We start from the raw sequence: 14,229 nt of genomic DNA, 5'->3' as shown, positions 1-14,229 counted from the left end.
ATGCCCGGGTTCGGATTCAGTATTCGATCTCGTAAACCGCTCCCGCGCGGGTGCCGCCTGCGGCACCGACATCCGCCTCCAGTCGCAGATTGGGGGTGACTTCGATCCGCAGGACGCCCTGTGACTTGCCGGCGCGGGCGTTCTGTCGGACCCCGAGATAGACGCCCTCGGATAACTGCCGCCCCCCTTCCAGGCTGGCCCGGCCCTGCTCGTCGGTGCCGAGCGTGAGCCGGTCCAGGCCCAGCCGGGCGCGCGCCCGTTCCAGCAGGTCGGGTCCGTCCACCGCGATCCCCGCGAGCGATGCGGTGGCAATCCCGAGCCGCGCGGCCTGGACGGCGGACAAACGCCCCCCGGCGACGCCAAACAGCAGCCGGGACAGAATCTCGCCGTCGGGCATGTCGGGCTCGCCTCGCAGCACGATGCGCGGCGCGCTCGCCCGGCCGAGGACCGAGAGGATCGCGGTGCCGCCGTCGGCGACCGCGCGCGATTCCAGATCCAGGCTTGGATCGAATCCGGCGGCCCCGTCGAAGTCGATCCGCCCGCGGTTGAAGCGCAGATTCTGCCCGACCAGTTCGTACTGTCCGCGCAGCAGGTCGAGCCCGCCGCTCACCAGCGGGGCGGCGACGGTCCCGCCGAGACGCGCCGATCCGCCCAATTCGGCATCGATGCCTCGCCCGCGCAGGGTGATGTTGCGGGGCGCGGAGATCGCTAGGTCAAGCCCGATGGCGGCGGCGCCACTCAGTCCCGAGGGACGTTCCGGCGCCGTGACGGGCGCGCCTCGCTCGCGGACCCGGAGGGTGGCGATGTTCGCGGGCAGACGTTCGGGCAGACGAATCTCGGCGCGGCTCAAGCGGACCGCGCCGGCGATTTTCAGACCATCCGTGAGGTTTCCGCGCAGCGTCAGGTCCGCATCCCCCTGGGCATCCAGCAAATCGCTCTGGATCGGGCGGGCCGCGCGCGCGACCAGCGTCAGCTCCATCGGGACTCCTGGCGCCAGCAGGCCGAGACTGCCATTGAGCGTGACGGAGCCAGTTCCGGCCGTCCCGGCGAGGCGCTCGATCCGCAGGGTGTCGCCCGAGAGCCGCAGGGTTCCTGAGATCCGTGTCAGGGCCAGACCGAGGGTCCGATCCCAGACAGCGGCATCCGAGAGCTGGAGCGTCCCGTTCAGTCGGGGGTCGGCCGGGGTGCCGGCGATGGCGGCATCCAGCGTGACCCGGCCGCTCGCCTGGCGTCCTCCGCCGGTGAGCAGCGGGTCGAGCAGGTTGAGATTCAGTTGGCCGGTGGCGCGCAGATCCAGTGCGTCCGGGGCGAGTGGCCGGCGTCCGGCGAGGCGTCCCCGCAGGCTCAGGCGGTTGTCCGTCCCGGCCTCGGCCTGGATCGCGAGCCGGGTTCCTGTCGGCTCCAGGTCGATGTCGGCCTTGAGTCCGGCGGGGGGGAGGCTGCGTCCAGCCAGCGTGTTCAGTCGCAACCCTTTGGTCTGAATCCGCAGCGACCCGAGCGGCGCGTCTGGCGTACCGGCGAGTTGGGTCTCGCCGGACAGAACGCCGGTCAGCGGATACTCCGGGATCGCCAGACTCAGGAGTTCCAGCGGGAGCGCGGTCATCTTTGCCCGGAGATCCAGTTTGGGCGTCGCGCGTCCGGCAATCTCGATGCTGCCCTTGCGCAGTCCCAGGCGCAGTCGATCCACCGCAATCCCGGCGCGCAGATCCAGGACGGCTGGGGCCAGCAGACGAATGGACTCGTCCCGGACGCGGGCGTCGAGTCGCTGGAATGCCAGTCGGCGAGCGGGCAGGTCGAAGCGTCCCGATGTCTCCAGGACGATCCGGCCAGCGGGGGTTGTCAGATCCGTGTCCAGGGTCAATGCGGGATTGAGCGCCGATCCTTGCGCGGTCGCCGTCAGGACGCCGTTCGAGACGCCGTTCGGCCCCTCCCATGACAGTCCCTCCAGGCGCAGACGCGCGCGGATCTCCGCCGCCCTCCCAGGGTCGGTCACGCGTCCGTCGAGATCCAGGGTCCGCATCCTGACCGTGCCGGGCAGCAGCAGATCCGCGCCCTTGGCCATGATCTCCGCCGCGCCCGCGGGCGGCAGGGTCAGATTGACAGCGAGACGGCCGGCGAGCGATGTTCCCGTCCAGGGTTGCAGCAGGGGGACGAGGTCGGCCAGCCGCTCGGCGTTGAGCCGCAACGCTCCCTGGGGCTGGGCGGCCCCCGGCGGCAGTTCCAGATCGCCGCCGATCGCGACGCTCCCCCAACGGCTGTCGCCGAGCGAGAGTCGCAGTCCCGCGTTCGGGGTTCGTCCGGCGCTGATCGCGATGGAGACGGGTTGGCCGGCCCAGTCGCCAGTCAGGTCGAGCGCTACCCAGGGATCGGACAGACGGGCGTGGAGATGGCCGGTGAGCCGGCCTCGGCCGAGATCGGCCGCGCCATTGAGCGTAATGGGCGCCATCTGAACAGCCATGTCGGTAGTGGTCATCACGGCGGTGAGCACCGGCGCGCTCAAGCCGCCCGTGAGGCGCCCTTGCGCACGCACCTCTCCCGACCAACCCGGAACCAGAGCGGCGAGATCGGGCAGGGTCATGTTCCAGTCGATGTCCTCGGACGGTTGCCGGGCGAGGCCCATGGCGTCAAGGTCGAGCAGCGGATGGCGAAGACTGAGCTGGAAGGGCCAGTCCGGGTCGTCGTAGGCCAGTTCGCCGGCGATCCGGAGCGGGTCCGCCGCGATCCCTGGGGGGAGATCGACGGGCGTCTTCAAACCTTCGACGAGCGCATCCAGACGCAGGCGATCGGTCTCGCCAACTGCGGAGGCGGTCAGGCGTTCGAGCGTCACATCGCCGGTCGTCAGTCCTTCAAGCCGGATCTGGGCGCTGCCCTGGAGGGCATGCCAGGGACCATGCAGATCCGCCGTCACTGCCGCTTGCCGCCAAGCCAGCGGGGTTTCCAGGTCGGGTAGGGATCCGGGGGACAGCGTCAGGGCGGGCGCGCTGGCGGCCAGATGCAGTTGCGTCGCCGCGCCGAGCGTCGGATTCAACGATCCTGCGGCGTTCAAGACGAGCGACCCGACCGCCAGGGCTGCATCCAGGGTCATCGCCTCGTGGGTTCCGGCCAGCGTGCCGTCGAAGGTCATCCCGCCAAGCGCGGCCAGTGCGCCGAGTCCCGCTCGGTTGGCCAACCGGGCGAGTTGGCCGTTCGGCGACTCGGAGAGACGCAGATGCAGGCGAACCTGTCCGTTCGTGGTCTGGCCAGTGAGTTGATAGTGATCCGTCCCGTCAGGCACGGTCAGCTCCAGCGCGGCCTCCCAGCCACCCGTTTCGGCGCTGCCTGGTGCGCGTGCCACGACGTTGCCCGCGACGGAAAACGCTAGGGGCAGACCCAACAGGGTGGCGTCGAGATCGAGTCGGTCAAGGGTCAGGCGTCGCAACCGAACCGACAGGGGCAGACTGAGAGGTTCGGAGTCGGTTCCGCCCGATTGCGGCAGTCGCGTCAGGTGGACTGTTCGCGCCGTCAGTGCATCGATGACCAATTCCCGATGCGTCAGTCCCCAAAGGTCAAGATCGATGGCCGCATCCTCGATCCGCAGCCAGGAGCCGTCCGCGTCGCGCCAGTCGAGACGGGCTAGTCGGGGCGCGCCGGGCAAGGTTCCGCTCAAGCCCTCGATCCGGATCCGTCCGTCGCTCGCCTGCTCGATGGCCCAGACGATGAGCCCTTGACCGGCGCGCGTGTTGGCGGCGAGCAGAATCAACCCCACCAAGGCCAGAGGCAACAGGAGCGCGACCAGCAGTTGCCGCGAGATGGCCCGAATCATCGCCTGAGTCATCAAAAGGCTTGCCCAATGCCGATATAGAGTTGTACTGGCGCGATCCCCTCGCGCTGGGTGAGCGGGGTCGCCACATCCACGCGCACCGGACCGATCGGCGTGTAATAGCGCAGACCCAGACCGAATCCGACCGAGAGACTATCCGCGCCGGGCAGACCGTTCGCCGAGATCGCGCCCGCGTCCAGGAAACCGGCCAGCCCCCAGTTGGCGCCAAACCGCTGGCGCAGTTCCAGCGCCGTCTCCAGCAGGCCGTCGCCCCCGGCGGGTTGCCCGGATGCGGTCTCTGGACCGATCGACTGGAAGGGATAGCCCCGAACCGATCCGCCGCCACCGGAATAAAAGCGCCAATCGGGCGGAACCGTATCCGCTTCGGTGCCGACAATACTGCCCAGTGCCAGGCGCGTGGCCAGAATCCGGCGGCCGTTTCGATTCGTCGTTTGGGGGCCGCTCTGGAGCAGGTTGCTCAGATCGAGGTAGGTCGAGCCGGTGGCGCGGCCAAGCACGAAGCCCTGCCCGGCGCCCTCCAGCGCCTCAGTGGGGATCAACTGGACCGTCAGGCGGATCCCGCGCGCCGGATCGAGCGGGTCGTCGGTGCTGTCGTACATTGCGCTGGCCGGCAGGGACAACAGGCGGTAGTCCCGAGTCACGCCGTCTTGGGTCACGCGCGAGACATCGAAGCCGAGACCCGCGCGGCCGGACCACTCATTTGAAAAGCGCCGTTCGAGGGAAACGGCGGCGTTGGCGGCATCCCGATCGTAGGCGTCGAGGAATTCCCGCGTGGCCCCGAGATCGAACCGCAGATTCAGGTCGCGCCGCCAGATATCGGGGAGACGCAGGGTCGCGGTCGTGAGATAGCCCAATTCATCGGGCCGGTTCGCGGCCAATTCTCCGACCTCGGCGCCAAGAGTCAACTGCTCGGCCCGGCCGAACAGATTGCGATGGGTCCAGGACGCGGTGAGCGAGCCGCCGATGTCGCTGGAATAGGCCCCGCCCAGACGGAGCGCGCGCAACGGCCGCTCGGCCACCTCCAGTCTGAGCGGCAAGCGGCCCTGTGCGTCCGGCATGGTCGCGGGGGTCAGTCGCGCCCAGGCCAGCGCTCCGGCCGCCAGCAGATCGCGGCGGGCGGTCTCCAGACGGCTCGGGCTGAAGGGCTCGCCGGGCGTCAGACCCAGGCGACGGTGGACGGCGTCCTCGCGCAGCCGGTCGAGACCGATCACCTCGACCGCCCCCAGTCCGAGCCGTGGGCCGGGCTCGGCCAGGTAGAGGATATCCAGGGTGCGAGCAGCGTGATCGACCACTGCGTCGGGTTCCGACAGGGTCGCCAGGGCAAAGCCTTCCTCCAGCAGGGTGTCGAGGACGGACTGGCCGGCCGCCAGCACGGCGGCGGCCCGCGCCGGATCGCCGGGTTGCAGGGTAAAGGCCGCGCGCGCGGTCGCGGACACCGGCCCCTGTAGATCCACGACGCCCAGGTGGTAGAGCGGACCGGGATCGATGTTGATCTCCACCGGTGCGGGAGGGGCCGCCGGCAGGTCTTCGAGCAGAGTCAGTAGGGCGGGATCATCGCTGGCGCGCCCGGCGATGCGTACCTCAACCCTTGGGGCGTAATGGCCCAAGCCATTCAGAATCTTGAGAAAGCGCGCCTTGTCGGCGTCGGCGCGCGTCACCAGGGCAAAGGGGCCGACGGGCGCCCGCTCGCGCAGGCCGATGAGGAGCGAGCTCTCCGCGATGGCGCCATCAAGGTCGGCATCGCCGGTGGGGACGATGGTCACGCGATAGGGTTGGGGGTCGGCGGCAAATGCCTGGGCCGCGAGGGCGAGTCCCGCGCACGCGGCCCAGATCCCGAGCCATCTCCAGCCTTGCCCCGTCGTGACGGCCATGCAGCCCGGTTACAGACAGGGAGCCGTCCATGGCTCCACGATCAAAAGACGAATCGCTCGTCGCGGCATGAGGCGTGCGAGGAGTCTTGCGCCCTTGGGCAATCAGGCAGCGGCCTGGCAGGACTGCGTGGTCCGGAACAGCAGCCACAGTCCGAGTACCAGCACCGCCACTTCGGCGGCGAGAACCAGGATCAAAGCCATCAGACTGATCATGTCGACGGCCGAGACCCAACTGGTCCCCGCCGTTTGTGCCTGGATGACTGGTACACCCGCTTGCGGCGAGGACAGGAAGTAGAACAATAGATGCGAGGCTTCGACGAAGACCACGGTGACCGATAACAGAATCCCGATGCTGCTGGCGACGATCCCAGTCCAGACCGTCTGGTTCAGCGAATCGAGCGGCAGGGTCGACTGAGGCGCCCGGATACTTTTGGCAATTCGCGTATAACGCCAGAACCAGAAGGTGGTGAAGACGAGGAGCACCAGACTGCCGAGCGTCAGGAACTCGACCATCGGCAGACCGGCCCGGGGGCCGGTCGGTGAATTCGCAAAGGTAAAAAAGTAAACCATCAGAATGATCGGGATTGCCCCGACGACGATCTGTATCCAAAAGCCGCTCCACCCTAAGCGGGAGAAGGCGTTGCCCAGACTTTCGCGATTCGTGGATTGCAGGGAATCGATGAGTTCTTTCAACATGGCTGTCTCGACCTGATTAAGATTAAGTCTCTAGAGACCTAAAAATTGTTGTGGTGAAAGGAAGCAACTCAAATCTTATACAAGCTGTAAGAGAATAGCACAGAGTTCAATCGTCTCGTTTGCGGTACACGGATGGAGCCGTCAAGGCGCGAAGGCGACGAGGTGTTGTGAGCATCGCCGGATGATCGCGCTGCTCGCTTCAATCCATTGAAAAATCCTGGTGTCCTTTGCGCCTTTACGCCTTTACGCCTTTGCGCCTTTGCGCCTTTGCGGTTCGACGGCTTTTCCCGAGATCATCGGTTATCCGGCGACCGGCGCGGCGCCTTGGGGGCGGATGTTCGGATTGAGATGAAAGACGTTGTCGGGGTCATAGCGCTGCTTGACCTGCTGCAGTCGACCTAAATTGGCGCCATAAGCTGTCTCGAGTCGCCCGGCTTCGTCGGAGGTCATGAAGTTGGTATAGGCCCCCGAGGACGCGAAGGGCGCGCAGGCAGCGAAGACCTCGCGCGCCCAGGCGATTCCTGCGGCATCGTCGCTCGCCTGATGCCAGCGCCCGTGGACATTCATCACGAAATGGGCATCGCGCTGCGCGTAGGCGGTGTCCTGGGGTAGCACCCGATTGGGTGCGCCCCCGAGATGGGCGACGAAGATCTCGCAGTCGGGCGTGGGCAAACGGTTTCCGCCGGCGATCATGACATCCAACAGCCCGTCGTCCAGCTCGCTGAAGTTGTGCGACTTCCAATAGTTGCGGGCGCCCGGTGTCAGCAGCGGGTCGAAGGCCTTCTGCCACTGCGTGAAGGGCTGCATCCCGAGGTGAACGCCGAGTGGATCGCCCATTTGCTGCAGCGGAGCGACCAGGGGCTCCGCTTCGGCGGGCGGAGCGGTGCAGGCGATCGCCAGCACGACGACCTTTCGACCATGCGCCTCGGGCGGCAGGAAGGGCAGCGGCGGCGCCTGTCGAATCACGATCCAGGCGCTCACCGATTCCGACGCGGTGCGAACGTATTCGCGGTAGCCGCGCAGGACCTGGTCACCCTGCTCCAGCGGATAGACGACCAGGCCGGCGAGGATCTCCGGGCCGACCGGGTGCAGCCGAAACTCGAACCCGGTGACGATGCCGAAGTTTCCGCCGCCACCGCGCAGGCCCCAGAAGAGGTCGGCGTTCTCGTCGGCGCTGGCGTGCAGCAGGCGGCCGTCGGCGGTGACGACATCGGCCGCCAGCAGGTTGTCCACCGTCAAGCCATGCCGGCGCGAGAGCCAGCCGAAGCCGCCGCCGAGGGTCAGTCCCGCGACCCCGGTCGTCGAGTTGATGCCGACTGGGGTGGCCAGGCCATGGCGTTGGGTGGCCTCATCCAGGTCCGCCAGCGTTGCGCCGGGCTGTACCCGGGCAATACGGGCCTCGGGATCGACCTCGACGGCCCGCAGACCGGAGAAATCGATCAACAAACCGCCGTCGCAGATGCCGTTGCCGGCGATGTTGTGCCCGCCGCCGCGAATGGCGATCTCGAGGTCGTGCTCCCGCGCGAAGTGCAGCGCAAGGCGGACGTCGTCGGGATCGGCGCATTGGGCGATCACGGCGGGTCGGCGGTCGATCATTGCATTCCAGACCTGACGGGCCTGCTCATAGTCTGGATCGGCGGGAAGCAGGACACGACCTGACAGCTTGGAGACGAACGTCTGAAGGTTTTGCGTGTGCGAATTGATCATGCTCGTAGACCTGTTGGCATTGGGGACAGACCCTGAGCGGGCTTGCAATCCATCGGGTACGTCTGTGCTCATGATCTCAGAAGTGTAGACACTCGAACGCTCGCGCGGAACGGCCGTTCCGCCTGCATCCTTACGTTTATTAAGCCATTTTCCGTATTCGTGGTCAGGGACTCGCTCGCCAACGGCGTGGTGACTGGAGTCCGGCGAATCGCCTGAATAGCATTTTTCCCCAATTTTCACGCAGGTTTCACGGCCCCATGAGGGGCAGGTCGTAGGCTATCTTCAACGTGAGAGCATCCCGGTGGATCAACCGAATAGACCAACCCGAACGAGGAGGAATCGCGATGACCCGAAACGATGCCCTCGGCCTTCCCATGAGCGGCGCCGATGCGACCGCGGCCGATCTCTATCGGCAGGGGCTCCATGAGTTTCAATGCTATCGGGGCGACCCGGTGGCGACCACCGAGCAGACGGTTCGACGGAGTCAGGAATTCGTCATGGCCCACGTCCTTCATGCCTACCTGCATCTGCTGGGGACCGAGCCGGACGGATTCGCCGTGGCCCGCGCGGACCTGGAGATCGCCAAAACCCTACCGAGCACGACGCGCGAGCGTGCCCATCTGACCGCCGTGCAGCACCTTTCGGACAGCGAGTGGCAGGCCGCCTCGCGGATCCTGGAGGACATCGCCATCGACCACCCGCGCGACATCCTCGCGCTGCAGGTCGGTCATCTGGTGGATTTTTACACGGGCTCGACCCGTTTGCTCCGCGACCGCATCGCGCGCGCGCTCCCTGCCTGGTCCGCCGAGATGCCCGGCTATCACGTCATCGCCGGGATGCACGCCTTCGGACTGGAGGAGAACGGGCTCTACGCGCGTGCCGAGGCCGCGGGGCGGCGCGCGGTCGAGCTGGAGCGACAGGACGCCTGGGCTTGGCACGCCGTCGCTCATGTCATGGAGATGCAGGGCCGCCCGACCGAGGGCATCGACTGGCTGCGCAGCGATTCGGACGCCTGGTCCGTCGACAACTTTTTCGCAGTGCACCTCTGGTGGCACTTGGCGCTCTATCACCTGGAACTGAGCGAGATGGACGAGGTGCTGCGGCTGTTCGACGGACCCATCTATGGACCGCGCTCCCGGGTCGTGCTCGACATGATCGACGCCTCGGCGCTCTTGTGGCGCCTGACGCTTCGGGGCATCCCGCTCGGCGCGCGCTGGCAGGCCGTGGCGGACGGTTGGGAGCCGGTCGCGGACGCAGGCAACTACGCCTTCAACGACGCCCACGCCATGATGGCCTTCACGGGCGCGCAGCGGCGAGAGGCCGCCAAGCGGGTTTTCGCGGCACAAGAGCGAGCAGTGCAGGACGCGGGCGACAACCGCCTCTTCGTGGGCGAGGTCGGATCCCCGGTCACCCGCGCGATCCATGCCTTCGGCGAGGGCGACTATGCCGAGACGGTCCGCCTGCTGCGGCCCGTCCGGGATCGGGCTAATCGGTTCGGTGGCAGCCATGCTCAACGGGATCTGATCGATCTAACCTTGATCGAGGCCGCGCTGCGGGATGGGCAGCTCGCCTTGGCACGGGCGCTGATTGCCGAGCGGATCGATCTCAAACCGGACAGTGCGAGTGCCCACGCCCTTGCCGCGAGAGCCGGCGATGTGCCCTTGCGTCAGGTCGCTTGAGTCGTTGCGGTCGCCTGTGCCTTCACGGCGTTGGCGACCGCGGCATGCTTTCCGGTGCCACACGAAGTGCCGTCGGGGTCTCCGCGACGCCCGGCGTGCTTGCTTGCGCATTGCCGCTTAGGAATCGCCGTCCTTCAGGGCGGCGAGGCTGTCACTCATGCAACCCGCACTCCCGCTTGAGCCCGAAGAACCGGGTCTCTTCCGCCAGCATCCCCGGCTCCAGTCGCCGGGTCGTGTGCACATCCCCGACGGAGACATAGCCCTGCTCCCATAGCGGGTGGTAGGGCAGGTCGTGTCGCTTGAGGTACCGATAAACGTCCCGGTCGCGCCAGTCGACGATGGGATGGATCTTGAAGCGACCGTCCTTACTCGCCAGCACCGGGACCTCCCGGCGGCTATTGGACTGGTCCCGGCGCAGTCCGGCGAACCAGCTCCCGACCTCCAGCTCTTTCAGCGCCTGGCGCATGGGCTCGACCTTGTTGAGGCGGTTGTAGTGCTCGATGCCGTCCAGGCCGCTCTCCCAGAGCTTTCCATGCCGCGCCTCCAGCCATGCGGAGGACAGGGGCGAGCGGTAGACGTGTAGGTTGAGATCCAGCCGCTCGGTCAGTTCGTCGACGAAGCGGTAGGTCTCGGGGAAGAGATAGCCGGTGTCGACGAAGACGACGGGGATACGCGGCGCGACCGAGGTGACCAAGTGCAGCATGACTGCGGCCTGGACGCCGAAGCTGGAGGAGAGCATGTGCTTTCCGGGGAGCTGGTCCATCGCCCAGGCGACCCGCTCCCGCGCGCTCAGTCCGCTCAGATGTCCGTTGGCGGATGCGATGAAGTCCGCTTGACGTTCGGCCCCGAGGTCTGTCCAAACGTTCTGCAATGCCTTACTCATGGAAGTCTCTCGCTGGATCGATCACGGGCCGGACGATGCCGGCACGGATGACGAAGTCGCCGAATCGCTCATCCGGCTCGCGCTCGACGGCATAGCGGCCGAGCAGCCCGTCGAGCGATTCGAGAATCTGGGCCTCGCTCAGGTTCTCCCGGTAGAGGCGGTTGAGCCGGGTGCCGCGGTCGTCGCCGCCAAGCATAAGGTTGTAGCGGCCAGGCGCCTTGCCGACGAGCCCGACCTCGGCCAGGAATGGGCGTGCACAGCCATTGGGGCAGCCGGTCATGCGCAGGTGCAGATCGAGATCGCCCAGCCCGTGCCGCGCGATCAGCGCCTCCACCGCATCGACGATCTCCGGGAAGCTGCGCTCGGCCTCGGCCATGGCCTGAGGACAGGTCGGCAGGGCGACGCAGGCGATTCCCTGGAGCCTGACCCGCGAGCGCTGGTCCTGAATTAGCCCATGCTCGCGGGCGAGGGTCTCGATGCGGTCGGCCTGCTCGGGCGCGACGCCGGCCACGATGAGGTTCTGACTCGGAGTGATGCGGAAATCGCCCTGGTGGATCCGGGCAATCTCGCGCAGGCCGGTCATCATGGTCGCGCCGGGGCGGTCGACGACCCGCCCGTTCTCGATGAAAAGCGTCAGATGCCGCCGCCCGTCATGGCCCTCGACCCAGCCGTAGCGGTCGCCGCGTTCGCTGAAACGGATCGGCCGCGCCGGCTCGAAGCGGATGCCGGCCCGCTCCTCGACCTCCGCGCGAAAGCGGTCGCGCCCCAGGGTCTCGATGGTGTACTTGAGCCGCGCCAGCTTGCGTTCGACACGATTGCCGAAGTCGCGCTGGACCGAGACGACGGCGGCGGCCACCGCCAGGGTGTGCTCGGGCGGGAGGAAGCCGAGGCTGTCCGCCAGGCGCGGATAGGTGCTGGTGTCGCGGTGGGTCGTGCCCATGCCGCCGCCGGCGAGGACGTTGAACCCGACCAGCCTGCCCGCGTCCGCGATGGCGATGAAACCGAGGTCATTGGCATAGACGTCGACGTCGTTGATCGGCGGGACGGCGACCGCGGTCTTGAACTTGCGCGGCAGATAGGTCGCGCCGTAGAGCGGTTCGGACTCCTCGCCCGCGACCTGCTCGCCGTCGAGCCAAAGCTCGTGGTAGGCGCGCGTCTTGGGCAGCAAGTGTTCGCTGATGCGCCGCGCCCAGTCGTGAGCCTCGGCGTGCAGGCGCGATTCGACCGGATTCGGATTGCAGAGCACGTTGCGGTTGACGTCGCCGCAGCCGCCGATGGAATCGATGAGCGCCCGGTTGATCCCCTGGATCACGCCCTTGAGGTCGCGCTTGAGGATGCCGTGATACTGGAACGTCTGGCGCGTGGTCAGCCGCAGGGTGCCGTTCGCCAGGGTGCGGCCAATCTCGTCGATGACGAGCCACTGCTCCAGCGTGCAGACGCCGCCCGGCAGGCGGGCGCGCAGCATGAAGCTGTAATAGGGCTCCAGTCGGCGGTCCAGGCGGTCCTGGCGCTGGTCGCGGTCGTCCTGCTCGTAGAAGCCATGGAACTTGCTGATCTGCGCGTCGGCCGGGGCGAAGGCGCCGGTCAGGTCGTCGGCCAGGCTCTCGGCCAGGGTGCCGCGCAAGAAGCGGCTACGGGCCTTGATGTCTTCGTTGGGGTGCAATTGCGTCGTCATCAGTAAAGATCCCTGTGGTAGCGCCCTTGACTGAGCAGGGCCTCGATGGTTTGGCTCGCCGTCTCGATGTCCTGTCCCCCGATGCCGGCGACGATGTCGATCAGCGCGTCGTGGACCGCGCGACCCATGGCCGTGGCGCCGCAGACAAAAAGATGCGCCCCGCGCTCCAGCCAGTCGTAGATCTCGGCGCCCTGCTCGCGCAGGCGGTCCTGGACGTAGAGTCGCTCGGCACCGTCACGCGAGAAGGCCAGGCTGGTACGGTGGAGCAAGCCCGCCTTGCGCCAGGCCAGCCAGTCGAGCTGGTAGAGGAAGTCGCGATGGAAGTGACGGTTGCCGAAGACCAGCCAGTTGCGCCCGCGCGCGCCATCGGCCGCGCGCTGCTGGAGGAAGGCACGGTACGGCGCGATGCCGGTTCCGGCGCCGATCATGATGATGGGCGTGTCGCCGTCCTCGGGCAGCCGGAAGCCGGGGTTCTCGACGACATAGACCCGAGCGGTCTCGTCCAGCGGCAGTCGGTCGGCCAGGAAGCCGGAGGCCGCACCCAGACGATCGCGACCCTGGGCCGCGTAGCGCACGACCGAGAGCGTGAGCGCGAGTTCGTCGTCGCGCTCGGCCTGACTGGAGGCGATCGAATAGAGCCGTGGCGCAAGCGGCTTGAGCGCTTGGACCAACGCGTCCGCCGAGAGTCGCGCCGGATGTGCCGCGATGAGGTCGATGAGCTGACGCTCGGCGGCGTAGGCCCGGCGCCGACCCGCATCCTCGCAGAGCGCGGCAAGCGCGGCATCGCCGGAGAGACTGGACCAGGCATGGACAACGCCTGGGTGGAGTTGGGTCAGCTCCAGACGCTCGGTCAAGGCATCGTGCAGGCTCAAGTCGTCGTCGCCCAGCCGGACCGACGCCTCGGCGGACAGACCGGTCAGCCCGAGGATGTCCTGGACCAGGGCCGGATCGTTACGCACCCAGACGCCCAGGGCATCGCCGGGCGTGAAGGCCAGAGCCGCCGAATCGATGGCGAAGCCGAGGTGCCGCACGTCGCCGACGGCATTGTCCGTGGTCAGACGACGGTGCTCGATCAGGGCGGCCGCAGACGGATGCTCGCGGTCGACGCACGGCGTCTGCGGCAGGGTGACGCCCGGCAGGGTCAGAATCTCGGCGGTGCGGTGCGCGGCCGGGGTGGGAGTCGCGCGCTCGGCGATCTCTTTGAGCGCCTGCGCGGACCACTGTTCCGCGACGGGCTGGAAATCCACATCGCACCAGTGCGCGGAGATTGCCCGCCGCGCGCCCAGTTCCGTCAGACGCTCGTCGAAGTCCCGGGCGGTTTTGCAGAAGTGCTCATAGCTCGAATCGCCAAGCCCAAGGACGGCGAACTCGACCGACTCCAGACGCGGTGCCCGGCGGCTGAAGAGAAAGCCGTGCAGCTCGCGCGCGGCGTCCGGCGGTTCGCCCTCGCCGTGGGTGCTGACCACGATCAGCAGCAACCCTTCGCGCTCCAGGTCCCGGGCGCGGTAGTCGGCCATGGAGAGGACGCGCACGGCCTGCCCCTGAGCCTTGGCCCGCGTGCCCAGCGTCTCGGCGATCTTGCGCGCATTGCCGGTCTGACTGCCGTAGAGGACGGTGATGCTGGCGGCCGGCGCCGGCTCGGCGGCGGCAGGAGCGGTCAATCCGCCGAGCCCGGCGAGATAGCCGCTCATCCACGCCATTTGGGTCTGGCTCAGACCGGCGATCAGCCGATGGAGCGCGCGCAGCCTGTCTTCCCCCACGGGAAGCGCCGCCACGGTATCCGGCGAAGGGGCGCGACTGTTCCGCGCGATGGAGGTCATTGGCGTCTCCGGCGCCGCGTCAAGCGGTCGTCTGTCGATTGAGCTTGCAAGCGAGTATGGGCGGGCCTATAAATCACG

General features: G+C 67.5%; 8 protein-coding genes. 1 reads left to right on the top strand and 7 read right to left on the bottom strand.

Annotated features, from left to right (window positions below; genetic code table 11):
* Positions 1-16: 16 nt before the first annotated feature.
* From THIVI_RS06845 to THIVI_RS06830, 4 genes are all read right to left on the bottom strand, one after another.
* Positions 17-3,814 carry a translocation/assembly module TamB domain-containing protein gene (locus THIVI_RS06845; protein WP_014777895.1) on the bottom strand — a complete coding sequence of 1,266 codons (3,798 nt, stop codon included), beginning with the start codon at positions 3,812-3,814 and terminating at the stop codon, positions 17-19.
* Positions 3,814-5,691 carry an autotransporter assembly complex protein TamA gene (locus THIVI_RS06840; RefSeq protein ID WP_014777894.1) on the bottom strand — a complete coding sequence of 626 codons (1,878 nt, stop codon included), beginning with the start codon at positions 5,689-5,691 and terminating at the stop codon, positions 3,814-3,816. The genes THIVI_RS06845 and THIVI_RS06840 overlap by 1 nt, the downstream gene beginning before the upstream one ends.
* A 102-nt stretch (positions 5,692-5,793) precedes the next feature.
* Entirely contained in the window at positions 5,794-6,387 is a 594-nt protein-coding gene (locus tag THIVI_RS06835) for a DUF3611 family protein (RefSeq protein WP_014777893.1), read from the bottom strand.
* Positions 6,388-6,687: 300 nt separating this feature from the next.
* Positions 6,688-8,094 carry an FAD-binding oxidoreductase gene (locus THIVI_RS06830; RefSeq protein ID WP_014777892.1) on the bottom strand — a complete coding sequence of 469 codons (1,407 nt, stop codon included), beginning with the start codon at positions 8,092-8,094 and terminating at the stop codon, positions 6,688-6,690.
* Between the two features lie 344 nt (positions 8,095-8,438).
* Here THIVI_RS06830 and THIVI_RS06825 point away from each other — a divergent pair, with 344 nt between their 5' ends.
* Complete coding sequence (locus THIVI_RS06825) at positions 8,439-9,773, top strand: tetratricopeptide repeat protein (protein ID WP_014777891.1); 1,335 nt, start codon at positions 8,439-8,441, stop codon at positions 9,771-9,773.
* Between the two features lie 151 nt (positions 9,774-9,924).
* Here THIVI_RS06825 and THIVI_RS06820 read toward each other — a convergent pair whose 3' ends face one another.
* Genes THIVI_RS06820 through THIVI_RS06810 form a run of 3 tightly spaced genes read right to left on the bottom strand, consistent with a single transcriptional unit; the run spans position 9,925 to position 14,151 of the window.
* Entirely contained in the window at positions 9,925-10,656 is a 732-nt protein-coding gene (locus tag THIVI_RS06820) for a phosphoadenylyl-sulfate reductase (protein ID WP_014777890.1), read from the bottom strand.
* Positions 10,649-12,331 (bottom strand): assimilatory sulfite reductase (NADPH) hemoprotein subunit, encoded by a 1,683-nt coding sequence (gene cysI / locus THIVI_RS06815; RefSeq protein WP_014777889.1) that lies wholly within the window; start codon positions 12,329-12,331, stop codon positions 10,649-10,651. The genes THIVI_RS06820 and cysI overlap by 8 nt, the downstream gene beginning before the upstream one ends.
* Entirely contained in the window at positions 12,331-14,151 is a 1,821-nt protein-coding gene (locus THIVI_RS06810; protein ID WP_014777888.1) for an assimilatory sulfite reductase (NADPH) flavoprotein subunit, read from the bottom strand. The genes cysI and THIVI_RS06810 overlap by 1 nt, the downstream gene beginning before the upstream one ends.
* Positions 14,152-14,229: the final 78 nt, after the last annotated feature.

The sequence above is a fragment of the Thiocystis violascens DSM 198 genome, assembly GCF_000227745.2.
Classification (GTDB): domain Bacteria; phylum Pseudomonadota; class Gammaproteobacteria; order Chromatiales; family Chromatiaceae; genus Chromatium; species Chromatium violascens.
Note: the sequence above shows the minus strand (reverse complement) of the source record. Positions and strands in the feature narration are given on the sequence as shown.

Coding starts and splice junctions, on each gene's coding strand:
- THIVI_RS06845 (WP_014777895.1), bottom strand. CDS start 3,814: ATGACTCAGGCGATGATTCGGGCCATCTCGCGGCAACTGCTGGTCGCG.
- THIVI_RS06840 (WP_014777894.1), bottom strand. CDS start 5,691: ATGGCCGTCACGACGGGGCAAGGCTGGAGATGGCTCGGGATCTGGGCC.
- THIVI_RS06820 (WP_014777890.1), bottom strand. CDS start 10,656: ATGAGTAAGGCATTGCAGAACGTTTGGACAGACCTCGGGGCCGAACGT.
- cysI (WP_014777889.1), bottom strand. CDS start 12,331: ATGACGACGCAATTGCACCCCAACGAAGACATCAAGGCCCGTAGCCGC.
- THIVI_RS06830 (WP_014777892.1), bottom strand. CDS start 8,094: ATGATCAATTCGCACACGCAAAACCTTCAGACGTTCGTCTCCAAGCTG.
- THIVI_RS06825 (WP_014777891.1), top strand. CDS start 8,439: ATGACCCGAAACGATGCCCTCGGCCTTCCCATGAGCGGCGCCGATGCG.
- THIVI_RS06835 (WP_014777893.1), bottom strand. CDS start 6,387: ATGTTGAAAGAACTCATCGATTCCCTGCAATCCACGAATCGCGAAAGT.
- THIVI_RS06810 (WP_014777888.1), bottom strand. CDS start 14,151: ATGACCTCCATCGCGCGGAACAGTCGCGCCCCTTCGCCGGATACCGTG.